Genomic DNA, 26,530 nt, shown 5'->3' with positions numbered 1-26,530 from the left:
TTTCACATGGAACATTAGGTTTTAGTTTGCAGGAATGCCCTCCTAAAACTGAAGCACAAAAACACTCCCCTCGCCTTCTGTACTATTGAGGAAAATAGTTCCCTTGTGCAAAAGCATAATCTGTTTGCTCAGGGTAAGGCCGACCCCTGTACCCGTCTTCTTCGTTGTAAAAAATGGTGTAAAGATCTGCTCCTGAAGATCAGCAGGAATTCCTGCCCCGTTATCTTCAATCCGAATCTGCACCTTTCCGTCTACTTCAAGAGCAGATAAACTAATATAGGCTTCTTCCCTATTTTTAACCGCATCTATTGCATTCAACATTAAGTTGATAATAACCTGCTCGATCAAATTGACATCGGCAGATAAGATTAGCCGTGTATTTTTCAGAATAATATCGACATCAATATTTTTCTGGATCAAGGTTGGTTCAAGCAGCTGATAGATATGCTCAAATAACTGCGAAATTTGGATCGGCGCTAGCTGAGGCTGATCGACTTTATTGATCATACGATAACTCTTCGCAAAATGTAAAAGTCCTTCGCTACGACGTTTGATGGTGGAAATACCTGTTTTTAGATCATCAATATCTTCAGCTCCTTTAAAATGGTCCAAACGACCGTTTAAGGTTTCAGCAAGTGAGCTGATCGGAGCGATGGAATTCATGATTTCATGTGTCAGTACACGTAATAATTTATGCCATGCCTTTGTCTCAGTCTCATCAATTGCTTCGTTGATATTTTGGTACACCACAATGCGAAACAAAGCGTCCTGTGTCTCAAAGCTTGAGCTCTGAATCAATAATTTTATTTTTCCTTTACTTGACTGAACGGACTCCATCTGCTGCTGTCCATTTTCAAGCAACATGGTTTTTTCATAAAGATCGTTGTTCTTTTTCTTCAGCCCTGCGATGTTTCCGAGATGGGGCAAATGAAATAGCTGTTTGAAAGCCTCATTTACCCACATGACCTTACCACTATCCATCTCATAAAAGATAATCGCCGAATTCAGCATATTGATCACACGATCCAGGTATTGGTGCTGAATCTCCTGCTTGATGCTGATCTCCTTATAAGTCTCATTGATTTGATTAAAGGCCATAAAAAGCTGCCCTTCCACTGACTTTGTATTTTTCACCAAGAAACGTCTGGTAAAGTCGCGGTATTTGACCGCTTCGGAAAATTCAATCAGCTGCCTGGCCAAAAAATTATACTGTGCATATAGGTTAAAACCCAGGTATAGCATCATACAAAAGATCAAAGCCGCCTGTACATATTCTCTTTTAAGTAGCAAATAAGCGCTCACAAGTGCTGCTACCAGCAGTAAGATAACCTTGATTGCATTTAAGATTTTTCCGTGCCTCATCGACTAAATATCATATTTCTCCAAACGTCTATAAAGTGCCGCCCTGGTAAGCCCTAATTCTTTTGCAGCTTTACTGATATTTCCGTTATAACGTTCAATCGCCGATTTGATTGCTTTACGTTCCAATTCTTCCAGATTTTGACTGCTGGGACTGGATTCGACAACGCGGTTATCTATTTGTTGTTCTATTGGCGAGAAAAAAAGATCATTTCCAGCTATACTGAGCTGATCAGCCATAATAACAGCACGCTCGATGCTGTATTGGAGTTCTCGGACGTTGCCGGGAAAATGATATGCGCACATTTTTTTTACCGCATCTGGTTCAAAGCCTTCAATCCGCTTATTGTATTTCTTCGAATAAATATCGAGAAAATGATTAGCCAATAGCTTGATATCCTCTCCTCGTTCACGTAAGGGCGGTACCTGAATTTCAACGGTATTGATCCGATAAATTAAGTCTTTTCGAAAACGGCTTTCATCTGCAAGCTGTTTCAATGGCACATTGGTTGCTGAGATCAAGCGTATATCCACCGATATTGGTTGATAGGAACCCAACGGTGTAACCTGTCTATTCTGCAGTACGGTTAACAGTTTGGCTTGTTGCTGCAAAGAGATATTACCAATTTCATCGAGGAACAATGTTCCCCCATTTGCAGCTTCGAATCGACCTTGGCGGTCTTCACGTGCATCTGTAAATGCGCCCTTCTTATAACCGAAAAGCTCACTTTCAAATAACGTTTCTGTCAGCGCCCCGACATCAACCTTAACATAAGTCCGATCTGAACGTAAGGATCTTCGCTGAATGGCTTGAGCAATCAGGTCTTTCCCGGTCCCATTTTCACCTAATATTAATATATTCGCATCTGTGGGGGCAATTTTCTCCAATTTATATTGCAATTCGTCCATAACAATGGAATTACCAATCAAATCAGGACTGCTCCCACTACTGAGCAAGGAACTTTTACTTTTCTTTTCTTTATTTTTTGATTCGGCAAGAGCGCTTTCTATCGTTGCCAATAATTGCTCATTTTCCCAAGGTTTCACGACAAAATCCGATGCTCCCTGTTTCAGCGATTTTACAGCGAGATCAACAGCTCCATAAGCGGTAATCATAATGACATGTACCTGTGGAAACTTTTCTTTGATCCGGGACAACCAATATAATCCCTCATTACCGGTATTAATCGTACTTTTAAAATTCATATCTAAAAGCACCAGATCATAAGGTGTCTTCTCCAGATGTGCTATTAGATTCTCCGGATTGGGTTCAACTTGAATATGACTAACTTTAGGTTTAAGCAAGATTCTTGCCGCAGTTAATAAGTCCTGGTCATCATCAACGACTAAAATAGATGCTTTTTTCATACTTCCTGACTTCATTGAAGATACTAAGATAACTATAAATTCAACGAGCCTGCGTAATAATCATTGATATATTTTTGCAGCAGCCATTCATACTGTTTGACGACCAATTGAATCTGGCTGTTATCGAATTTATTTTTTGCGGTCAAAAAAATCACTGAATTACTGTTTCCCAATTCGAAAACTACCTTGGCAATACGAAAAGATTCCGCGTAGTTTTCATTTTGACTACGTAATTGTGTAATCATGTTACTTGCATTCTGCAAGTTAAAAACCGCATTGGACGTCGCCGACCGCAAAACATTTTGTTGGATCTCTTTTTGAAATCTAGCCGTCTGCAGATCTAATTTTGCCAAGCGGACGTTGTTATAAACTTGCAAATGATTAAAAATCGGAACAGAAAGATTGAGAGAAATATACTTTCCTACGTTATTACGCATTTGTGACCAATACGTTCCCTGAATTCCCAATTTAGAATAATTTGACCCTAAACCAGCGCTCAGACTCAATGACGGATAATAGTATGATTTTGCAATCTTAATATCCCGCTCCGCCACTTTGATCCGATAATCCAGCGCCTGTATATCGGGCAATTGATCAACGGCCATTTCATAGAGCTGTTTCGCATCCAGTCGTTGCCCGCTTTCTTTTATTCCGAGGTTATCCAATTCGCCCAATTGATTTTCATCCATATTTAGTAAGGCAGCAAGCTTCACGCGGCTACTGTATAGTAACTGACGATTATTTTCAATCGTGTTGACATCATTTGCCAGTTGTCCTTTCAGATCAAAGTAATCCCCAGGATTAATTGCACCTTCCTTATGCATACTCTCCGCACGTCTGACCTGTTCTCGGGTTACTTCAGTCTGCATTTCTGATTGCCGCAATATATCCTGAGCAGTTAAGCTTTGGATATAAGCGGTAATAACGTCCAGTTTTAACGCATTAATCTGCGTATCAAAAGTCAATTTACCGGCAGTCTTTGCATCAGCACGCATCCGGATATCGTGAAATAAACGGAACCCTCTAAATATTGGAAGGCTTGCGCCCAAAGAAAAATTTCCTGTTGAGTTGTTGGATGAAATATATTGAAGGGTCGAATTATCCTGAGATCTTCCTGATGTTAGGCTATGTTGTAGGCTTGCATCAACATCGGGAAGTCTATTCGCTTTAGCCTGTGCTAAATTCACCTCCGCACGTCTCACATCGAGTTCATTCTGCAATAAGGTTGGATTGGCCTTTATTGCCAACTGAATACACTCAGCTAAGCTCCGCTTGGTAATTTGTTTATCGTCGACCGCTGCAATTGTTGCTGTGCCAGCCACTCTTTCCGTTAGTCGCTGCTCCGTCTGTTGCGCCCCTGCCTTGGCATAACTCAATAAAAAGCATAATGTACTATATATATAGACTCTCTTCATATCCATTTTTTATTTTCTTGCTGACCATCGCCATGCCAAACAACAAAAACACTAACTATCAAATAGATACAAAAAACATATTTTCAAAAATGTTCATTAATGAACAGTCGGTGTGCGTAGTTGGACAATAGCAAAGACAAACTGTATAAATAGCAGAATAATTCAAATCAAGTTCGATAGTTATTCTTCCATTCAATGGATATCAGTCGGAGCTTGTTCGGACTTTTTTCGGTCACAACCGAAGAAGCACCGAAGAAGTACCGAACAAGCTCCGACTAAGCACCGAACAAGGGTCGAGTAAATAACGAAAGTAATATAGTTAAATCCTAAATTTTAACAGACCATTTTTACCAACCTTTAGGACCGATCGGTCAATATAGCGACCTACCTCTTACCTAAGTTACCCCAACAGAGTAACCTTTGCCCCACCGGAACTAATGTGCTTCACGGCAGTTAGCTTATATTTGCTAAAAGTGCTTCAGTTGACGCCCAAAACAGCAAAAAACTTCCAGTTGTACGCCTTCGTACAAGAAGTGTCCGCTATCGAACACCAAGCTTAAAACTAAACAAAACAAGAACCTATCAATCAATAATTTACATTCTTGGCACAGCTTTCATAGTTACATACAAAATTGATATTAAATTATGGACAGACCTTTAGAAAAGAAGAAGTGGAATAGCAAACGTATCATGACTATTGTGGGGGTTGCTGGCTTAGTTGGATTGATCAGCGCCAGTTTCTATTTTACCTCCGGCAAAAGCAAACTGAATGTTGAAGCTGACCGCATCTCTATCGTCGAAATAAAAAATGGAAACTTTCAGGAATTTATCCCTATAAATGGCACTGTGCTTCCTATTAGCAGCATATACCTCGACGCTTCTGTCGGTGGACGTGTAGAAGAAAAGTTTGTAGAAGATGGCGCTATCTTAAAAAAAGGGGATGCAATCATGCGTCTTTCCAATACCGATCAGGAGCTTACCTTGGTACAACAAGAAACACAAGTGCTGAATCTATTGACACAGTCCCAAATAGCGCAGACCAATGCACAACAAGCATCGATTAACAACCGCAACCAAATGGCTGATGTAGAACAAGCCTATAGAGAAGCAGAACGTGTCTATAACCTCAATAAAAAATTACTCGCTGAGAAAGCCATTGGCACACAAGAGTTCGAAAAATCAAAGAACGAATACAACTATCAAAAAGAGCGGGTCAACTTGACCAAACAGATCCTAAAACAGGACGAAATCTCCAATGCGCAAAAAACTAATCAGGATAAGCAAACTTATCAACGTACACAGAGTGCATTGGAACTGATGAAAAGAAAAATTGGTGATCTGATCGTTAGAGCGCCTGTTGACGGACAATTGACAGCTTTCGATGCAGAAATCGGACAAAACAAAAATGCAGGAGAACGATTGGGACAAATCGATGTTTTGACAGGATTCAAAGTGCGTGCTGATATTGACGAACATTATATCAACCGTATTTTCCCAGATCTACAAGGTGAATTTTCTATCGGTGAAAAAACCTACAAACTCCGTATCAAGAAAGTCTATACACAAGTTACCAATGGACGCTTCCAGGTTGACATGGAATTTATCAATGATGTTCCAAAAGGGATTCGTCGTGGACAAACTTTGCAGATACGTTTAGCGTTAAGTGACGAGACAAAAGCATTATTACTGGCAAAAGGAGGATTCTATCAACAGACCGGTGGTAATTGGATCTTCAAATTGGATAAAAATGGAAGCACAGCGTATCGTGTGGATATCCAACTAGGAAGACAGAATCCGGAATATTATGAGGTCATCAAAGGTCTACAACCTGGAGATAAAGTTATTGTATCAAGCTACGAAACGTATGACAAGGTACAGGAGCTGAATATTAAAAAATAAAAATCGCATAGCGGCTATTGAAAAGACAATGCATGCAGTCCTTTCAATAGCCACTATGCAAATAACAGAAGGACAATGATAAAGAACGTGATCAAAACTGGAATTCGTTCCTTGCTTACAAACAAGAAGTTTACACTTCTGAATATTGCTGGACTAAGTATTAGTCTAGCAGTGGTTATTGTCATTGCCCTTTGGATTACGGACGAATTGTCCTTTAATAAAGTCTTCAATAATGCGAATCGAGTCTATGAACTGTCAACAAACTTCGATAAGGAAAATGACCAATTCGTTCATGCTGCACCACCGCCAATTGCACTATATGGAAAATTAAAAATTCCCGCAATACAAGAGGCTTGCCGCATAAGTGCTGGGCAGGACATACAGTTCAATAAAGATGAACTGATGGCCAGCGAACATGGGGTGTATGTTGACAGTACCTTTAACAGCGTATTCGATGCTAGTACAGAATCATTGACTCCCGAAAAGTTATTCCAAGGAAAACAATCGATCGTTATTACAGAAAAGATTGCCAATAAATATTTTAAAAATGAAAACCCATTAGGACAAACGCTCTCTTTAGAAGTTGACCCTATTCTGAAAACTGGTAAACAGCCTTTTCTAATTACAGCAGTCATCAAAGACTTCCCTAGCAATAGTTCCATTAAGGCTGATTATCTATTACCATTTGAACTACTGGCCAGTCTATCCAAAGAGCCTCTGGATGAAAAATGGGGCAATTTTCAATATTACATTTATTTTTTGCTAAAGCCAGGGGCCGATCCGGATCAGGTGGCACAGCAGCTTACCGCCATTCAAAAAGACAATTTTCAAGGAAATCCGCTGTATACCAAATTTGCATTCTTCCTACAGAAAATAACACAAACAAATCTATATACCCCTAAAGGTGAGGATAGCGGTATGCAGTCCGTTTATATATTTGCAGTCATTGCCTTTGTTATCTTACTCGTTGCCTGTATTAATTACGTCAATTTGGTTACGGCCCGAGTTACAAAAAGAATAAGGGAAATCAGTATTCGTAAAATTATTGGCGCTAAGAGAAGTCATCTTTTTCTTCAATATCTGACCGAGTCTGCGGTGCTGTTTTTGATTTCATTAGGTATTGCTACCCTACTCGCTTATCTAGCCATTCCATTTTTTAATGTGCTCGCTGAAAAAAACATTCAATTCAGCCTTCTTTCGTCCGAACTGTGGTTTATCTTTCTACTCACCTTTATAACAACCGTATTAATTGCAGGAATCTACCCTGCTATACTTTTCTCAAGCAACAAGGTGTTGAGCCAGCTAAAAAATAACAGCACATTATTTGGCAACAAAAATAATCTACGAAAAGGACTTGTTGTCCTACAATTCTGCTGCACGGTCATACTGATTATCACTACTTTTATTTTTGAGAAACAGTTGCGCTATATGCGCCACAAGGATTTAGGATACAACAAAGAAAATATCTTTTTATTTGAACAGAAAAACTTCTTGACGCATTACGAAGCAATCCGAGACGAACTGCAGCGTCAACAGGGTATTTTAGGAGTTACCGCCGCCAGCAACGACATCAGTAACATCGGATCTGAAACCGCCGATATTAATTGGGATGGGAAAGACCAACTGCAGTCTAATTTTTTCATTAGACGCGTTGCTATTGATCCAAACTTCACTTCTGTTTTAGACATTAAATTAGCCGAAGGAGCTGGTTTTACAAAAACTCCTTCCGATAGCAGTCATGCACTACTGAATGAAACTGCAATTAAACAAATGGGCTTAAAAAATCCCATTGGTAAAACCATTACTTTTCAGGGAAAAAGACTGACCATTGTGGGCGTCATGAAGGATTTTAATTTTAATGACCTAAAAACAGCTATAAAACCTTGCATCTTTTTTTCCGGTATGGGTTATGCACTTGGCGGAATGTATATCAAGACCAGCCCAGGACATGAAGAACAAGCGCTTGCTGCCGTCCAAAAGCTATGGAACAAATACAACCCCCAATCAACCTTCAATTATGCCTTTATGGATGAATCTTTTGATAAAATGTATAAAAAGGATATTATCCATGGAAAACTTGTTCAGTTATTTGCCGCTATAACCATTTTACTTTCATGTATCGGATTATCCGGGCTTGTATTGTTCAGCACAGAATCTAAACTGAAAGAAATTGGAATCCGTAAAACCCTAGGTGCATCGAAACAGGATATTGTTATGATGATCGGTAGAGATTATATGATCCCAGTGATCGTGTCCTTCCTTATTGCTTTTCCGATTTCCTGGCTGATTATTTCCAAGTGGCTTGACAATTATGTTTACCGCACATCAATAGATCCTTGGGTTTTCTTATTAGCGGCGATAACAACTATTTTATTGGTTGTTCTTACAGCCGGTTCAGTTTCGCTCAAAGCGGCAATGGTCAACCCTACAAAAATTTTAAGAGACGAATAGAGTAATAAAATAAATAATACAAGATATACGATGATTAAAAACTTTATTAAAACCGCACTTCGTAACCTTTGGAAAACCAAAGGTTACAGCTTTCTCAATATTTTTGGACTGGCGGTCGGGATTGCTGCGGCATCGTTGATTTTTTTATGGGTTGAAAATCAGTTGAGCTTCAACGATAATTTCGCCAACAAAAAGGATATCTACATTGTCAAATCAAAACAGACATACGATGGAGCCACCTATGTATTTGAATCTACCCCAGGACCCTTTGCCCAAAGCATAGCGAAAGAAATCCCAGGCATCAAGCATGCAGTACGCATAAGCTGGAATTCGCCAATGCTGTTTTCCGTCGGAGACAATAATATATTTCAAAATGGTGTATATGCCGATGGAAGCATCGCTGATGTGCTATCCCTTGCATTTCTTGAAGGGGATCGAAAGACTGCCTTTGATCAGGTCAATAACATTGTATTATCAGAAACTGCAGCGAAGAAATTATTTGGCAACCGTCCTGCCTTGGGAAAAACCGTCAAAACAAACAATAGTGAGCCATTTATTATTGCGGGGGTAATCAAGGACCTCCCCAAAAATAGCAGCTATGATTTTCAATGGCTCATCCCTTTCAAAAAATTTGAAGCAGGTCAGGATTTTCTAAAAAATTGGGGGAACAATAGTGTTCAAACCCTAGTTCAGGTCGAAGAGAATGCCAACGTCGATCAGATTAACAAGCAGATGATGGATTTCGTCAAACACAAGACCAATGGTGAAGTCACTTTTTCACAGAATTTCCTCTATCCAATGGAACGTTGGATTACCTACAATCAGTTTGATAACAGTGGTATTGAAAAAGAAGGTGGCATTAAAAATATCCGTTTATTTACCTTCATTGCATGGGTTGTCTTGCTGATCGCCTGTATCAATTTCATGAATCTTGCAACTGCAAGATCTGAAAAAAGAGCAAAAGAAGTTGGGATGCGCAAAGTGGTTGGTGCAAGTCGCAAATCGCTCATTGTGCAATTCTTGGGAGAATCCCTTGTTTTGGCAATTATTTCCTCTCTTGTTGCTATATTACTAATCTATATCTTCATCAGGCCGTTCAACACCATGATAGGCCAGGATCTTCAGGTTAATCTTTTAGCCCCCTCACACCTGCTATTTTTAACGACAATAACATTAGCATGTGGATTATTTGCAGGTAGCTATCCCGCATTTTTCCTTTCGGCATTCAAGCCGCTTTCAACGATCAAAGGGGCGAAACAGAAGGCCGGTAGTGGAAGTCTCGTCCGTAAAGGGTTGGTCATCCTGCAATATACAGCCTCAGTTGTTTTAATTATCTGTACCATTATCATCTACCAACAGATTCAGCACAACAAGAACAGAGATCTCGGTTTTGATAAGAGTCAGGTGTTGACTACAGCGCTACAAGGCGATATGGCCAAACATCTGCCACTCATTAAAAATCAATTATTAGCAACTGGAGTTGTGCAAGAAGTCGGTGTCAGTGACATGAGTATCCTCAATATCAACTCCAATACGTCCGGTTTTAGCTGGGAGGGAAAAGATCCAAATGCCAGTATTTTGATTGGTATGTTACGTTCTGATGAGGGCCTTATTCCAGCTTTAGACTTAAAACTTTTTGACGGTAGAAATTTTCATCAAAATTTTGTAGGCGACAGCACATCGGTTGTCATCAACGAAGCATTTGCAAAACTGATCAAAAAAGATGGCCTTGTGGCCGGTAACATCATCAGCTACGGTGAGGCAAAGTTTACCATCGCCGGTGTCGTCAAGAACTTCGTTTATAACAATGTGTATGCCGATCCTGAGCCGATGCTGTTTCTACCAATGAATAGAGATAATGGGATTATGACCATCAAGACAAAGGCTGGAGTAGATTTACCAGATGCCATTCAACAAATCGAGAAGGTCATCGTCAAAAATAACCCAGGCTTCCCTTTTGACTATAAATTTTTAGATGATAGTTTCAATAATAAGTTTAAAGCGGAGCTTTTTGTACAGCAACTATCCAGTGTATTTGCACTGATGTCTATCATTATATCCTGCTTAGGTCTATTTGGTTTAGCCGCCTTTGCAACAGAGCAACGCGCAAAAGAGATCAGCATTCGTAAAGTCTTGGGCGCCTCTGTTTCGGGACTTATCCAAATGCTCAACCGTGAATTTGTCATTCTTGTAGCAATATCATGTATCATTGCCTTTCCTATTGCGTGGATGATCATGAGCAAATGGCTAACTAATTATGCACATCATATCGATATTTCCTGGACCATTTTTATCATCAGTGGTCTGACAGCTATTATCATTGCCCTATTGACCATCAGTTCACAGGCATTTAAAGCAGCGATAGCCAATCCGACAAAGACTTTAAGAGATCAATAAACACTAAAAAAGAATTTAATAACAGAAATAGTAACTGTCCAAAGCAATTTCGCCAAGGATACAAAACATAAAAACCATGAGCACAAAAAATATGATCAAAATCACAAATCTTCAAAAGTATTACCGCACAGAAGAAGTTGAAACCGTCGCATTAAACAACCTCAATATCCATGTCAAAGAGGGAGAGTTTGTTGCTGTAATGGGGCCTTCGGGCTGTGGGAAATCGACTTTACTCAATATCATTGGTCTATTGGATGATTTGGATGAAGGAAGCTATCTATTCAACGAGATTGAAGTTGCCAAATTCAAAGAACGCGGTCGCTCAGATCTTCGCAAACATAACATTGGTTTTGTGTTCCAGAGCTTCAATTTGATCGATGAGCTGACCGTATTTGAAAACGTGGAACTTCCACTGGTTTATACCAATGTTCCAGCAGCAGAACGCAAAAAACGTGTAGAAGAAGTTTTGGAAAAAGTGCAGATCATGCACCGTCGCAATCACTTCCCACAACAGCTTTCCGGAGGTCAACAGCAACGTGTGGCTGTCGCTCGTGCGGTTGTCAATAATCCCAAACTGATCCTTGCCGATGAGCCTACGGGTAACCTCGATTCCAATAACGGCAACGAAGTTATGCAACTCCTGACTGAATTGAACGAGGCCGGCACAACCATCGTCATGGTAACACACAGTGAGCACGATGCAAAATTCTCTGACCGTGTAATCCGCATGCTAGACGGACAAGTGATTATGGAAACAACTTCGGTATAAGACAACTCATATATAACCAAGATATTAATCCTAATAACCTATAGATGATGAGCACGATTAAATTAATTTTCAGACAATTATGGCGCAACCGCCTTTTCACATTTTTAAATGTATTTGGGCTTGCCATCGGAATAAGTGCCTGTTGGCTAATTTTCCGTATCGTCAATTATGAATTTAGTTTTGATCAGCATCATCCGGAAAGTGAGCAGATTTACAAGGTCCATACCTCCTATGAGGAAAGGGATAAATTGGATCATTTCGATGGTGTTCCCGCACCATTACCGGCATATATCAAGGAAAACTTTGTCAATGTTGAACTGACAGTACCCATCTTTAAACAATACTTCGAGCGTGTCAGTAATAATCGCGGAGCGCAGAAAATAGAGTTTGAAGATCAGCCCGAAATCATCGGTACCACGGGAGACTATTTCAAAATGACACCTTATGTTTGGTTAGCTGGCGACCAAAGGAATATACTAAAAAATAGCCATGAAGTCATCCTGACAGAATCGCGGGCTAAATTGTATTTCCCAAACACGTCAATAGACCAAATCATAGGACAGACCTTATCCTATGATAGTACATTGTACAATGTCGCCGGTATTGTAAAAGATCTAGCGCATCCAAGCAGCTTTTTGGGTAAAGAATTTATCCGGATTCCAGAACAGGAATGGAATAGCACAAACTGGAACAATTCAAATTCCAATTGGCAGCTCTTTATTAAGGTAAAATCATCGGCTTCCCTTCCTAACCTCATAAAGACAGCCGACAAAAAGGCGTATGAGATGACACATGCTGAATTTGACAAGTTTGGATTTAAAATGCATGTAAATACAGTTCCTTTAAAAGACTTACATTTTACTTCTTACGCGCAAAATAATGTTGATCAGAAAATAATGTACGGTCTTATCGGCATAGGTATATTTTTGCTCTTACTCGCCTGTGTCAATTACATCAATCTCGCTACAGCCCAAATTCCACAACGCGCCAAGGAAATTGGTATCAGAAAGACATTGGGAGAAAGCCAGAAAAGAATTACAAAGTCCTTTCTGCTAGAAACATTCTGCATTACGGCTTTTTCGGTGCTTTTATCTTGGCCTTTACTTATTCTCATTCAAACAGTTTTAGCAGCATATATTCCCGATCAGCTCAAGCTATATCCAGATCCCTGGGGTGTATCGCTATTTTTAGCAACACTTACAATTACGATTACCTTAATTTCCTCAGGTTATCCGATTTTATTGACAAACAAAGTCAAGATTGTTGAAGTCATTAAAATCTCGAATGCGCAAACGCTCAAATTTGGCAATCTTTCTTTTCGAAAAATGCTCATTGTTTTTCAATTTTTGATTGCCCAGCTATTTGTTATTTCAACTTGCATCATTGGTCTACAATTGAAACATGCACTACAGAATAACTACGGCTTCGATAAGGATGCGATCATTACCCTACGTTTCCCGAGTAAAAGCTATCAGGACAGTAATGTTGATCCTTTTGTTTTCAAACAAGCGATTAAGCACATCGCAGGTGTAGAGCAGGCTTCCTTGGGGCATCTGCCCATGAGTAACGACCATTGGGGAAATGCCTTGTTTGCCAAAAGTGATACGGGACAGGTACAAGCCGATGTACAAATGAAATTTGTCGACCAAGATAACTTTAAGCTCTATAATTTTAAAATGCTTGCTGGCCGCCCGCTGCAATTGGCCGATACCAGCACAGGCATCGTGTTAAACTTAGCCAGCGTTCAAAAATTAGGTTTTAAATCTGCTGAAAATGCTGTAGGGAGCTTTGTTACGTATACCGACAAACAGCGTCAGATTGTGGGGGTAACCGACAATTTTCACACAAAAAATCTCCATGCAGCCATTCAGCCTGTCGTTATGCTGAGTTCCATTAAAAAATGGGAATTAAACAGACTAAGTGTCAAACTCAATAATAATTCAGCTACCTGGCCCGAAACATTAAAACAGATTGAAAAAGAATGGCAAAAATATTATCCAAAAGCGCCATTCAAATATGATTTCTATGATCAGCAAATCAAAGAACTTTATAGCAGTGATCTAAAATTCTCGAAGATCATCAATCTATTTACATCGACGACAATTCTCATCAGCTGCCTGGGATTGATCGGCCTGGTTACCATCACGACGGTACAGCGTACAAAAGAAATTGGTATTCGAAAAGTGTTGGGAAGTACGGTACTGGGGATTATTGGATTATTATCAAAAGATTATATCAAACTTATACTCATTTCTATTTTGATCGCTACCCCAATTGCTTGGTGGGCGATGCACAAATGGTTGAATGATTTTGCTTATAAAATAGATCTATCCTGGTGGATGTTTATCATTCCGGCAGCCGCAACCCTACTTATTGCATTTTTTACGATGAGCTACCAATCCATAAAAGCAGCGCGTGCAAACCCAGTAAATAGTTTAAGAGATGAATAAAATAGTAAAGAAGCTCAATAGTGATCAAGGAGAATGATGGGAATCAGTCATGATCCCATCACAATCCTTGTTTTGAATAAAGCGCCACAAGGAGTGACAAAAAAACAAAATTAATCAAAGAAAGCCTATCACCATGATAAAGAACTATTTAATAACCGCAATTAGAGAATTAAGGAAAAGAAAATTCTATACCGCGATCAATATATTAGGTCTGTCGGTCAGCCTTACTGCCTCCATATTAATTATTTTCTGGGTACAGGACGAAAAGAGCTTTGATAAATTCCACCCAGACTTTGAACAGATCTACAAAGTCAATTCTCATTTGGATCCCGAGCACAACGGTTCGATATGGGGGACATCCCCCGGGCCTATAGGAAACTATGCCCAAAATGTACCAGAGGTAGATTACGCAACGCGTGTTTCACAGGATTACAATACCACGTTGGTCAATGACAAACTGAAACGTCCGGTAACTGATATGAACATCTATTATGTCGATGGTAATTTTTTCAAGATGTTTCATTTCCCCTTGAAAGAGGGCTCGCTTGCAGGTTTTCAGGAAAATTATAAACAGGCACTTATCACCCCATCAACTGCTGAAAAACTTTTTAGTACGCAAAAAGCCATTGGAAAAACTTTCCGTTATCAGAAAGATCTCTTCACCGTAGCAGGTATCCTAAACGATATTCCACAAAACTCCTCGATGCAATTCGATGTCGTTATCCCACTGGGGTATCATGCACAGCGGTTTACAAACTGGGGCGGTAACGGTAAATGGAAAACAATAGATGAAGATATGGGCAACTATAGTTTTTCAACGTATATTAAAGTCAAACCTCATGCTTCTGCAGCACTTATCGGAAAATCGGTCACAGACACTTATACCAAAGCCCGCGACGGTGAAAACTCGACTATATTTGTTTTAGATCCACTCAAAACCATGCATTTAATCGCTCCTGACGGAAATAAATCGACACTTCGCATGGTTCAGATTTTTGGGATCATTGCGATATTGCTCCTGGTGATCGGTGCGGTAAATTATGTCAATCTAAGTACTGCAAGAGCATTGGATCGGGCGAAAGATGTTGGTATCCGTAAAATAATCGGCGCCAACCGTCTCCATTTATTCCTACAATTTATCACCGAAACTGTTGTTGTATTTCTTTGTTCACTACTGATCGCTTTCATCCTTATCGTGATCCTTCATACCGGATATAATCAGATCGCACAAAAATCAATCAGTCTATCTTTCCATAACACGACGATATGGCTGTATATTGGGGCAGCAATTATAGGCACATTGGGACTGTCCAGTATATATCCTGCGATACAGCTTTCCTCGTTCAATCCCATTCATTCGTTAAAAGGAAAATCAATAAAAGGTGTTTCCTCGAATACCATGCGTAAAATATTGGTGGTTTTCCAGTTTACACTCTCCGTAACGCTAATTGTATGTACGCTGATTATTAAAAAGCAATTGGACTTTATCCAAAAGATCAATTTGGGGTATGATAGAGATCATGTATTAACACTTGGTCTTCCTGAGGAGGCTTACAAACATATGGACGCGATACGTGCTGAACTAAAAAGCAATGAGGCGATACAAGGGGTTTCCCTATCAAGTTTATACAACATGACCGATTTTGGAAATGCCACGGGCGATATCGATTGGCCCGGCAAGTCCAAAGACAACAAACTCATTGTTGCTCAAGCGACCATCGATAAGGATTTTATTCCTTTGATGAACATGCAATTCCTGGAAGGAAAAAACTTTAGCGGAATGCCGGTTGATTCGTCCGGCTATATCATCAACGAGACTTTGGCGAAACAGATGGGATTAAAACCGCCGTACGTGGGATCCAATATGAGTTTCCACGATTTCCCTGGACAAATTATCGGTGTTGTGAAAGACTTCCACTTCAAATCCATCAAAGATAAAATAGGCCCAATGGTCTTCTGGACGCGCTGGGGATCGGGCACACTTTATGTTAAAACGAGTACGACAAAAGCCCCTGAGGCCATTAAAGTTTTAGAAAAGATCTATAACCGCTATCCATCAGACGCCCCTTTCAAATATACTTTCATTGATCAGCAATTTGATAGTCTATATAAATCCGAGCAGCGCACAGGTTTGTTGTTCAATATTTTCGCTGGCATCGCCATTTTTATATCTGCTTTAGGTCTGTTTGCGTTGGCAACTCACGAAGCGCAAATGCGTGTAAAGGAAATTGGCATCCGTAAAGTTCTTGGCGCTAGCACCTTTGGAGTCGTCCGGCTATTGGGGAAAAATTTCGTGATACTCGTCTCCATTTCCATTCTGATTGCCTGCCCTATTGCAGTTTACCTGATGAAACAATGGTTAAGCAATTTTGCCTATAAAACAGATCTAGAGGTGCAAACATTTGTCTTCGGTGGTATCTTGGCCTTGCTGATCGCCATTTTCACCGTCAGCTATCAGGCTGTTCGGGCAGCTTTATCCAATCCCGTAGATAGTTTAAGAGACGAATAATAAGAAAAATACAGTAAAAGTGGATTAAACATATTGATACACTAAAACTAAAGAATAAAGCGATGATCAAGAACTATATAAAAATAGCCTGGCGCAATATCTCCAAAAATAAAGGGTATTCAACCATAAACATAATTGGCTTGGCAATAGGATTAGCCTGTTGTCTATTGATAGCAATTTATGTACAAAATGAATTGTCATACGACAAATATCATGTGAATAAAGATCGAATTTACCGCATCGTCCATGACTATAAAGATGTAAGCAGCACAGAGCAGCATCAAATCTGGGGCAATGGTCCAATCGGTGAAGCCATCAAAGCAGATTTCCCTGAAATCGAAAAGGTCGTTCAATTTTCAGGGCAAACATCTATCCTGCTCAAACAAGGCGATAAAAGATTCCAGGAGGAAAATGTATTTTTCATGGACTCTACTGCATTTGATGTCTTCAGTTGGAAGGTTTTGGCCGGCGATCCGCATACAGCCTTAAAGAACGCCTATTCTGTCGTATTAACAGAAAGTACCGCTAAGAAATATTTCGGAGATCAAAATCCCATTGGCAAGACGCTTGAGGGAGGTTTAGCTGCTGGTCGTGCTGACGCAGGTCTATATACTGTAACGGCAGTAATGGCCGATGTCCCCCCTAATTCACATTTTACGTTCGACGCATTGCTCTCGATGAGTACATTCCGAAAAGCACGGCCAGACGTATTTAATAAAGAAGGCTGGGATTATGTAGACTTCTACACGTACTTTCTCGCTTCAAAAGACTTTGATCCTGTAAAGTTCGACCAGAAAATACCGGAGTTTCTCAAGCGGCATCTCCCAACAAATGAAAACCCAAATGCAAAATACAATTTCCATATCGAGCCACTTCTGCAAGCTTACATGCACTCGTCTGCGGATCGTCAACCCGGTACCAATGGAAGCTATCAGAATTTATACATATTCAGCATTATTGGCGGATTCATCTTACTGATCGCCTGTGTGAACTTTATGAATCTGGCTACATCAAGGTCAATGGAAAGAGCAAAGGAAGTCGGCGTACGAAAAACCATAGGAGCAAGCAAAAGCAATCTGATCTTTCAGTTTATGTCTGAATCATTGGTTCTTGTATTCGTCAGTAGTATTTTGGCGATACTGCTCGTTATGGCCTTTCTCCCTTTTTTGGAAGCATTCTCGGGCAAACACCTCAATTATTCATCCCTGAAAAATGGGACGACCTGGGCAATATTCCTATTCACTACCATTTTTACAGGACTTCTTGCTGCCAGCTATCCCGCGTTGATTCTAGCAAATTTCAAACCGATTGCAGTACTTAAAGGAAGTTATAGCAACGGCAAAGGGGGTACATTATTACGACGCGTATTAGTTGTTTTCCAATTTTGCCTTTCTATTGCGCTCATTGCAGGTACAGTCGTCGTCTTTTCTCAACTAGATCAATTACAGCACCGAGATCTTGGATTTCAAAAAGATCAACGGCTTGTGATAGATTATAATTTCGATGATAAGGTAAACAATAACCTTGAAGCGATAAAATCTACACTAGCAAAAGATAAAGATGTTTTGTCTGTCACGGCATCACGTACGGTACCGGGAACATTTTTTCCAAATGCAGGAACAGAAATCATGTCAGCAAACGGAACAATGAGTCAATTTGCTCCTTTCTTATATGAAGTCGATGTTGACTTTATTCCTAATATTGGTCTGCAAATGGCCGCAGGGCGTGCCTATTCCAGAGATTTCCCAGCAGATACGGCCCATTCACTTGTTATCAATGAATCTGCCGCAAAACAATGGGGCTATTCAAATCCACAAGATATTATTGGCAAACAATTTCGTCAATGGGGAAGAGAAGGAACGGTTATCGGTGTGGTGAAAGATTTCAATTACCTTTCTTTACACCGTAAGATTGAGCCTTTAGCTTTGCGACTTGAACCAAGCAGCAGCCGCTATTTAACCTTAAATATCCAACATGTAAACCAGCCTGAGACCGTTGCCAGAATCGGCAAGCTGTGGAATGAACTTGTACCAAACCGTCCATTTTTATATAGCTTTCTTGACGACAATTTCAATCGACAATATGAAGCGGATTTTAATTTTAGAAGACTTTTTACAGCCTTCTCCGGCCTGGCACTTTTTATTGCCTGTTTAGGTTTATTGGGACTTGTTACGTATACAGCCCAACAGCGGACCAAAGAAATCGGCGTACGGAAAGTTCTCGGTGCATCCATCTATAATTTAATCCTCCTGCTCTCTTCCGACTTCATCAAGTTATTGGCTGTAGCGCTTCTCATCGCGACACCACTATCTTGGATGGCGATGAAAAAATGGCTTGACAACTTTGCGTATCACATTGAACCACAATGGTGGATGTTTGTCTTTGCTGGTTTTGCTACAATCATTATCGCATTAGTAACGGTGAGTTTTCAAACACTCAAGGCTGCCAAGGCAAATCCTGTAGATAGTTTAAGAGACGAATAACAATATAATTTAATCCCATCACGATACTCCAGCTATGAACAACCTCCTATTAAAATCGGCAATTCGACAACTTTGGAAGAATAAACTATTCTCCCTATTAAATATTATTGGACTAGCCATCGGCATTACGTCATGTTGGGTCATATTTAAGATTGTCAATTATGAGTATAGTTTTGAAACTGGAGTTCCTCAGCTTGATCGAACCTATCGGATCATTTCTCAGTTTAAAAATGATGGCAAGGATAATTACAATGGGGGATTGGCCAAGCCGTTTTATCAGGCCATTCGAAAAGAAATTCCGGGCGTGGAACTGGTCGCTCCAGCATTCAGAAATTATCAAATGGAATCTGTCACAATCAACAAGGGACAAAAAAATCAAAAACTTGTCGAGGACTTTGATGAGGCTGAAGGCAATGTGACGGAGACCACCAGCGACTACTTCAAGCTCGTTGGCTACAAATGGTTAGCAGGTTCACCTGAGAAAGCATTTTCAACTGCCAACGACATTGTACTGACAAAAAAAAGGGCTGCCATTTATTTCCCAAACCAGGCTGTACAGGGCTTAATTGGCAAAACCATCTTTTACAACGACAGTATCCCCAAAACGATCGCCGGAATTGTTGACGACCTCGGCTTCAATACAGAGTTCAATGGTACAGAGTTCGTACTGCTTAAAGAGGAAGTTTATCCACTCAATGTCTGGACGAATACCAATGGTTCCGACAGACTCTATATCCGATTAAAAGATGGTGTAAAAGACCTTCCAATCCAGGCTGCTATCAATAAAATCGGACAAAAAAAATGGCAGGAATTCAGCCAGGAAAGAAAATCGAAGTTTGACAACAACCGTAAGGTTGTTGTCATGCCCCTAAAAGATTCCCATTTTGCAGTCCATATAAAAGAATGGTACGCCGAAAGAACAAGTAAAACCGTTATTTATGGGTTAATTGCCGTAGCTACTTTTCTGATGCTTTTGGCCTGTATCAACTATATCAATCTTAGTACGGCACAAATTCCAGCACGGAGTAAAGATATCGGTGTCCGTAAAACATTGGGAAGTAGCCAGGGAAAATTGGTTAGCCAAATTATTTTTGAATCTTTATTTACAATTGCCATTGCACTTGTTATCTCCATCTTTCTGACCAAACTAGCGTTTTTATATTTCCAGGAAATGATTCCGGAAAAAGTAAAGGATTTTACCAATTCGACGACATCAATGCTGTTTATCGCAATTTTACTGACCGTAACGACTTTAATTTCCTCGGCATATCCTTCTTGGTTAATTAAAAAGGTACAGCCTGTCAACTTATTTCGTGCCGGCAAGCAGTTCCAAATCGGAAAAACACAAATCAACCTTCGGAAAACGTTGATTGTATTCCAGTTCTTTATTGCTCAATTCTTTACGGTTTCAGCACTCATTGTCGGCCAGCAACTCTCCTATACCCTCAACAAAGATATGGGATTCGACAAAGATGCTGTTGTTACTTTCGATCTACCTTCCAAGCTCATCAACAAATTTTATGAGGAAAAACTGGATCAAAGTAAGAAACAAACACTCCTACATGAGATCCAAAAAATAAAAGGTGTTTCGGCAGCCTCAATTGGCAGCAAGCCTTTGACAAACAATTACTCCTCCTCTTGGTTTCATCGACAAGACCCTACCTTAAAAGAGAAAATTTCATCCGATATTTTCTTTAAAAATGCAGATCCGAATTATATAGCTGTATATGACATGAAGCTAATCGCGGGAAATAACCTACCACAATCAGATACTGTCAATGCCTATATCATCAATGAATCTGCTGTCAAGGCATTCGGTTTCAATTCCCCTCAAGATGCCATCGGGAAGTCAATTGGTCAAGAGGACAGTACCTTCCCGATCGTTGGCGTTATTAAAGATTTTCATGCCCAGGAATTCTATAAAGAGATCACACCTTTGGCTTTGCGCAGTTTTAGTCGCGGTGCTTATACCTTCAATATAAAACTATCGGGAAACAGCAAAGAATGGAAAACCAGTATCCAAGCGATCAATAAAGTATATACACAGTTTTTTCCGGAACTCCCGATAGAAATAAAATTCTACGATGAAACGATCGCTTCTCTTTATCAAAAAGAGCAAAATCTGGCCAAATTAATTAACGTGAGTACAATTGTTGCTGTTTTAATCGGTTGTTTGGGTCTCTTTGGGCTGATTACCCTTGCGGCTTTCCAACGCAGCAAAGAGATCGGTATCCGTAAAGTTTTGGGTGCAAGTATTCCAAGTATCTTTCATTTATTGGCTAAGAACTTCGTACAGCTCATTTTAATCAGTATCCTAATTGCCGCACCATTGACCTGGTGGACGTGTAGCAAGTGGCTGGAAGATTTTTACTACCGCATCGATCTTACGGCAACTCCTTTTATTTTAGGCGCTGGGCTTGCATTATTTGCGGCTGTACTGACCATTAGTTTTCAATCGATCAAGGCGGCTATCCAAAATCCTGTCAATAGCTTACGGGACGAATAGCAACACGAGTATATCAAATTGGAGGATTAACAAAAAACGAAATAACAATGATTGTAAATTCACTTAAAACAGCCTATCGTTTTTTTAAAAAACATAAGTTGATCACGTTCATCAATATCACGAGTCTCGCGATTGGTATTACCGCGACGCTGGTTATTTTCCTGATGATCCAATACGACTACAGTTTTGACAAACATGTTCCCAATCAACAACAGGTCTATCGTGTTGTCAATAACGGAGAGTTCAAAAATGCCGGCGTCTACGTACCGTTGGTACGCACCATGCAAGCAGAGTTACCCAACTTGGAGGCTGTAGTCCCGATTTATCGAAGCCATGTCCAAAAGCTAAAAGTTTCTCTGGCAACAGACAAATTCCAGACTTTCCCGAAAGAACAGAAGATGGTATTCACGAACAGCCAATATTTCGATATTTTCCCTTCAAAATTGTTGGCTGGAAGCGCTAAAGCTTTGAATTCATCCGGAAATATTATCCTTACAGAGAAAACATTAGAAAAATTTTATGGAAAAGAACTGCCTGCAAATGTGATTGGCAAAACCATCATCTATGCAGATAGTATCCCACTTCAGGTCGCTGGTGTAATTGAAAATCCGCAGCATAATTCGGATTTCAATTTTGAAAGCTTCATCGCTGAGTCGACGATCCCTCAGGATAACAATCTAAAAAACATGTATACGTGGGAAGCTTGGAACAGCATATCGGATTCACATCAGGTGCTCATCAAAACAAAAGCGCAAAGTAACCCTCTTTTAATAGCGCGTAATATCGCGAATCTCCTTAAAAAATATAAATACAAAGAAGGGGAGAAAATTAACGATAAGCTTGAATTACAAGCATTGGCGGATGTACATTTTGATACAAGATTTAATTATGACGCCACCCATCCGGAAGCACTACGCAACCTTATTTTACTTGCAGTTTTCCTCTTAGCCCTGGGGGCCGTAAATTTTATCAACCTATCCACGGCGCAATCCATCGAAAGAGCCAAAGAAGTGGGTATTCGTAAGACGTTGGGTAGTTCTAAAACTACATTGATCAAACAGTTTTTGATCGAAACTTTTCTGATAACTTTGACCGCAACAGTACTTGCGGTCTTATTATTGCCATTGTTCTTACATGTCTTTGAAGGATTTATTCCGAAAAACCTAAGCATGGAAGGCCTGGACAAAAGCGTTATTGTTTTCTTTCTATTTGGACAATTGATCTTAGTAACCTTACTAGCCGGATTTTACCCTGCCTGGGTACTGACAGGATATGCTCCGGTGCTAGCGCTCAAAAACCAGCTCGGAAAGAACACGAATCTTTCCCGAAGTGCATGGATACGCAAAGCACTGACCATCTTCCAGTTTGTCATGGCCCAGGCTTTCCTGATCTGCGTGCTTATCGTCGTTCGCCAAATAAATTATGTTACTCATAAAGATATGGGCTTCCAGAAAGATGCTATTGTCAATCTCTATATTCCTGGAGCTTTCCAAAATTCGGCAAAAGGTGTAGTTCTTAAAAATGAACTCAAAAAGCTAAAAGATATCAAGGCCATAAGTTTTGGGAATATCGCTCCTGCAATGAATGGCTGGATGACTACCGCAATCGCTTACGATCAATCGCCAAATAAGGAATCCTTGACTTTTGATAGCCGATCGGGTGATGAAAACTATTTAGATGTCTATCAGATTCCGCTTTTAGCGGGAAGAAATATCCGTTTATTGGATTCAACAAGTGAAATGTTGATCAATAGAAAAGGACTTGAACTACTGCATATCAAAAACCCGCAGGATGCCATTGGTAAAACCTTCGAAAATGGACAGAACATCATCGTTGGTGTAATGGAGGATTTTGATTTGTCTTCAGCGCGACAAGGGGTTAAACCAGTTCTTTATACAGGCAGTAAAGAAGGATATGTACTCCATATTGCCTTGGATCAATCGCATCCTGAAAACTGGAAAAACGCCATTGATAAAATAACATCAAGCTACAAATCGGTGTTCCCTGATGATGAATTGGACCTACGGTTTGTAGATGAGGTCATCCAGAACTTCTATACGCAAGAGAAGCAGCTGTCTAAGCTCCTTTCTTGGGCAGTAGGACTCTCTGTGCTAATTGCTGGATTAGGCTTATTTGGACTTGCCATATTTACGGCAAATCAGCGCACAAAGGAAATTGGAATTCGCAAAGTATTGGGGGCTTCTGTTTTCCAGATCACATTTTTACTGCTTCGGAATTTGCTATCACTGGTTGCAATAGCCTGTCTGGTAGCTTTTCCAATTGCTTATTATTTTATGCATAGCTGGCTGAACGACTTTGTTTACCGAACCACAATAAGTCCCTGGATTTTTGGGCTGTCAGCCGTAGGGTTGATTGCCTTTGCAAGTCTTGTACTATCAACCAAAAGTGTCTTTGCAGCAAAAGCAAACCCGATCAATAGTCTAAGGGATGAGTAAATCAGCGAGTAAAAGAGATAGGCTTATGTGTATTCATAACATGTATTAAGAACTTAAACCCCCATAACAATGATAAAGAACTTCATCAAAACCGCATGGCGAAGTATTTTTTCTAATAAATTCTACAGTGCCATTAATATTTTAGGATTAACAGCAGGAATGGTTGTGGGGATATTCCTATTGCTATGGATACAAGATGAGCTGTCCTTTGACCGATTCCATAAACATCAGCGCTCCATTTACAAAATTGGAATAGAAGGGGGAACGGGGATATCAAAACGAATCTTTGGATCCATCATTGCTCCCGTAGGAAATTTTGCAAAAAAGGAAATTCCTGAAGTCCAAGATGCAGTACGTATTTTCAAAATTGGAGATGCTGCACTTAAACATAAAGAGAAGAGATTTAACGAAAAGAATTTTGCGTTTGTAGACCCCAGTTATTTTACGGTTTTCGATTTTCCGCTACTACAGGGAAATTCAAAACAACCCTTCCCTGACAACAATTCCATTGTAATCACCCAGCGCACGGCACGTCGGTATTTCGGTGATGAAAATCCAATTGGAAAAACCGTAACATTAGGTATCGAGGACCTTTGTGTTGTATCAGGTGTCATTGCTGATTATCCTGAAAACTCTACTTTTCAATTTCAGGTTCTGCTTCCCATTTCGAGATTTAATGAGCAAGCCTACATCAAAAATAAAACGACCTATGATAATAAGACCTTTCTATCTTCCATGGATGAAGATTGGTCCAATTTTTCATTCGAAACCTATCTGCTGCTGAGGCCTGATGCAAATCTTGCTACAGTTTCAAAAAAGCTTCAGGCGATACACGAAAGGAACAAACCTGAGGATGCCCCTGTCCCCTACGTTACACAAGCACTCGCAAAGGTGCATCTCTACCAAATGGATGGGGGTGATGCAGGAATTGACAATGTTCGAGTTTTTATAGGTGTAGCGATTATGATTCTTGTAATAGCAAGTATTAACTATATCAATCTTTCTACTGCACGGTCGTTGTCGCGCGCCAAAGAAGTGGGGATACGTAAAGTTATCGGCGCAGGTAGAAAGGAACTTTTTTTCCAATTTATATTGGAAACAACCATACTATTTGTCATTGCATCAACATTGGCACTTGCCTTCGTATTTATTGGTCTCCCCCTATTTAATAATTTCTCAGGGAAGCAGATTTCGCTACAGCTCTTTAATCCTACGTTATGGATAAGCGTACTGATTATGCTTTTGGGAACACTAGTACTTACTAGTGTATACCCTGCCCTGCTTTTATCGAAGTTTGATCCAATTAAGGTATTGAAGGGTCGATTTACCATAAAAAATTCCAGTGCACGAAAAATACTGGTTGTCCTGCAATTCACTGTTTCTATAATTCTTATCACCTTAACAATTGTTATTGGCCGTCAATTGGATTTTATAAAACATCAAAATTTAGGCTACGAAAAGGATCATATTATTTCCGTTACTATGGCGCCAAAAATGTCCAAACATTTTGATGCTGTCAAAACCGAACTTCTAAAAAATAAGGATATTGATGATGTTATTCGTCTTGGCCGCGACATGGTTTATGGTGGTGCTTCAACTGGGGACAACGATTGGGAAGGAAAGCCAAGCAAATCCAATCTTTGGTTCAATATGACATATTCCGATCAATCGGCGCTCGACTTTTTTAAGATAAAACTTACGCAAGGTCGTAATTTCACAGGCTCCATAGCCGATTCAACCCATTTCATTATCAATGAATCGGCAGCGCGGGAAATGGGTTTAAAAGATCCGATTGGCGTACGTTTACGCATTCGAACAGTTCCGGGAACTATTATTGGGGTTGTAAAAGACTTTAATTATGCGAGCGCCAGACAAAAGATTGAGCCTATGGTCTTTCAATATAGCCCAAAAGATTGCTGGCAGCTATACCTTAAAACAACAACTTCTGGTACAAAATCCGCATTAAACTCCTTGCAACAGATCTGGAAAAGTTATTATGATGATATGCCGATGAATTACAGCTTCCTGGACGAAAGCTATCAAAAGCAATATACGAATGAGCAGAAACAAGGCTCCTTATTCAATTTTTTTGCCCTGATTGCCATCGTCATCTCCTGCTTAGGACTCTTAGGACTATGCACCTACACCGCACAGGTTAGGACCAAAGAAATTGGTATCAGAAAGGTCCTTGGCGCAACGGTATTCGGTATTATACAATTATTAAACAAGGAATTTTTACTCTTAGTCATTTTAGCCAATGTCATCGCAGTACCAATCGCTGTATATTTCAGCACAAATTGGCTCGATGGTTTTGCTTTCAGAACGACTCTCCCATTTACCATATTTCTATATGCGGCGGGGATAACCATTGCTATTGCATTATTTACGGTGAGTTTCCAGTCCATCAAAGCGGCATACGCCAATCCTGTAAAAAGTTTGCACGATGAATAGTTTATATTTGAGAACCA

13 protein-coding genes are annotated in these 26,530 nt (G+C 40.0%); 10 read left to right on the top strand and 3 right to left on the bottom strand.

The features are described 5' to 3' along the window. Nucleotides 1–42 precede the first annotated feature (42 nt). The 3 genes from BV902_RS06005 to BV902_RS05995 are packed head-to-tail and all read right to left on the bottom strand — an operon-like array spanning nt 43 to nt 4,142. Nucleotides 43–1,362, bottom strand: a complete 1,320-nt coding sequence (locus tag BV902_RS06005) for a sensor histidine kinase (RefSeq protein WP_075991171.1) — start codon at nt 1,360–1,362, stop codon at nt 43–45. A gap of 3 nt (nt 1,363–1,365) precedes the next feature. Then, on the bottom strand, nt 1,366–2,727 hold the full coding sequence (locus BV902_RS06000) for a sigma-54-dependent transcriptional regulator (protein WP_070566332.1): 1,362 nt from the start codon (nt 2,725–2,727) through the stop codon (nt 1,366–1,368). 32 nt (nt 2,728–2,759) lie between these two features. Continuing rightward, nucleotides 2,760–4,142, bottom strand: coding sequence for a TolC family protein (locus BV902_RS05995; RefSeq protein WP_158638948.1), 1,383 nt, complete (start codon nt 4,140–4,142; stop codon nt 2,760–2,762). Between the two features lie 645 nt (nt 4,143–4,787). Here BV902_RS05995 and BV902_RS05990 point away from each other — a divergent pair. From BV902_RS05990 to BV902_RS05945, 10 genes are all read left to right on the top strand, one after another. Continuing rightward, entirely contained in the window at nt 4,788–6,041 is a 1,254-nt protein-coding gene (locus tag BV902_RS05990; protein WP_075991170.1) for an efflux RND transporter periplasmic adaptor subunit, read from the top strand. A 75-nt stretch (nt 6,042–6,116) separates the two neighbouring features. Continuing rightward, a complete protein-coding gene (locus BV902_RS05985) occupies nt 6,117–8,492 on the top strand; it encodes an ABC transporter permease (protein ID WP_075991169.1) in 2,376 nt (791 codons plus the stop codon). Nucleotides 8,493–8,522: 30 nt separating this feature from the next. Beyond that, nucleotides 8,523–10,889 (top strand): ABC transporter permease, encoded by a 2,367-nt coding sequence (locus BV902_RS05980; protein ID WP_075991168.1) that lies wholly within the window; start codon nt 8,523–8,525, stop codon nt 10,887–10,889. 91 nt (nt 10,890–10,980) lie between these two features. After that, on the top strand, nt 10,981–11,658 hold the full coding sequence (locus BV902_RS05975; protein ID WP_046672289.1) for an ABC transporter ATP-binding protein: 678 nt from the start codon (nt 10,981–10,983) through the stop codon (nt 11,656–11,658). 44 nt (nt 11,659–11,702) lie between these two features. Beyond that, complete coding sequence (locus BV902_RS05970) at nt 11,703–14,108, top strand: ABC transporter permease (RefSeq protein WP_083663489.1); 2,406 nt, start codon at nt 11,703–11,705, stop codon at nt 14,106–14,108. Nucleotides 14,109–14,241: 133 nt separating this feature from the next. Continuing rightward, nucleotides 14,242–16,617 (top strand): ABC transporter permease, encoded by a 2,376-nt coding sequence (locus BV902_RS05965; protein ID WP_075991166.1) that lies wholly within the window; start codon nt 14,242–14,244, stop codon nt 16,615–16,617. A 62-nt stretch (nt 16,618–16,679) separates the two neighbouring features. Continuing rightward, nucleotides 16,680–19,100: an ABC transporter permease gene (locus tag BV902_RS05960; RefSeq protein WP_075991165.1), complete on the top strand. Its 2,421-nt coding sequence runs from the start codon at nt 16,680–16,682 to the stop codon at nt 19,098–19,100. Between the two features lie 34 nt (nt 19,101–19,134). After that, nucleotides 19,135–21,606 carry an ABC transporter permease gene (locus BV902_RS05955; protein ID WP_075991164.1) on the top strand — a complete coding sequence of 824 codons (2,472 nt, stop codon included), beginning with the start codon at nt 19,135–19,137 and terminating at the stop codon, nt 21,604–21,606. Between the two features lie 47 nt (nt 21,607–21,653). Continuing rightward, nucleotides 21,654–24,062 carry an ABC transporter permease gene (locus BV902_RS05950; protein ID WP_075991163.1) on the top strand — a complete coding sequence of 803 codons (2,409 nt, stop codon included), beginning with the start codon at nt 21,654–21,656 and terminating at the stop codon, nt 24,060–24,062. Nucleotides 24,063–24,131: 69 nt separating this feature from the next. After that, nucleotides 24,132–26,513, top strand: a complete 2,382-nt coding sequence (locus BV902_RS05945) for an ABC transporter permease (protein ID WP_075991162.1) — start codon at nt 24,132–24,134, stop codon at nt 26,511–26,513. Nucleotides 26,514–26,530 lie beyond the last annotated feature (17 nt).

The organism is Sphingobacterium sp. B29 (assembly GCF_001952815.1).
Classification (GTDB): domain Bacteria; phylum Bacteroidota; class Bacteroidia; order Sphingobacteriales; family Sphingobacteriaceae; genus Sphingobacterium; species Sphingobacterium siyangense.
Note: the sequence above shows the minus strand (reverse complement) of the source record. Positions and strands in the feature narration are given on the sequence as shown.

Coding starts and splice junctions, on each gene's coding strand:
- BV902_RS06005 (WP_075991171.1), bottom strand. CDS start 1,362: ATGAGGCACGGAAAAATCTTAAATGCAATCAAGGTTATCTTACTGCTG.
- BV902_RS06000 (WP_070566332.1), bottom strand. CDS start 2,727: ATGAAAAAAGCATCTATTTTAGTCGTTGATGATGACCAGGACTTATTA.
- BV902_RS05995 (WP_158638948.1), bottom strand. CDS start 4,142: ATGAAGAGAGTCTATATATATAGTACATTATGCTTTTTATTGAGTTAT.
- BV902_RS05990 (WP_075991170.1), top strand. CDS start 4,788: ATGGACAGACCTTTAGAAAAGAAGAAGTGGAATAGCAAACGTATCATG.
- BV902_RS05985 (WP_075991169.1), top strand. CDS start 6,117: ATGATAAAGAACGTGATCAAAACTGGAATTCGTTCCTTGCTTACAAAC.
- BV902_RS05980 (WP_075991168.1), top strand. CDS start 8,523: ATGATTAAAAACTTTATTAAAACCGCACTTCGTAACCTTTGGAAAACC.
- BV902_RS05975 (WP_046672289.1), top strand. CDS start 10,981: ATGATCAAAATCACAAATCTTCAAAAGTATTACCGCACAGAAGAAGTT.
- BV902_RS05970 (WP_083663489.1), top strand. CDS start 11,703: ATGATGAGCACGATTAAATTAATTTTCAGACAATTATGGCGCAACCGC.
- BV902_RS05965 (WP_075991166.1), top strand. CDS start 14,242: ATGATAAAGAACTATTTAATAACCGCAATTAGAGAATTAAGGAAAAGA.
- BV902_RS05960 (WP_075991165.1), top strand. CDS start 16,680: ATGATCAAGAACTATATAAAAATAGCCTGGCGCAATATCTCCAAAAAT.
- BV902_RS05955 (WP_075991164.1), top strand. CDS start 19,135: ATGAACAACCTCCTATTAAAATCGGCAATTCGACAACTTTGGAAGAAT.
- BV902_RS05950 (WP_075991163.1), top strand. CDS start 21,654: ATGATTGTAAATTCACTTAAAACAGCCTATCGTTTTTTTAAAAAACAT.
- BV902_RS05945 (WP_075991162.1), top strand. CDS start 24,132: ATGATAAAGAACTTCATCAAAACCGCATGGCGAAGTATTTTTTCTAAT.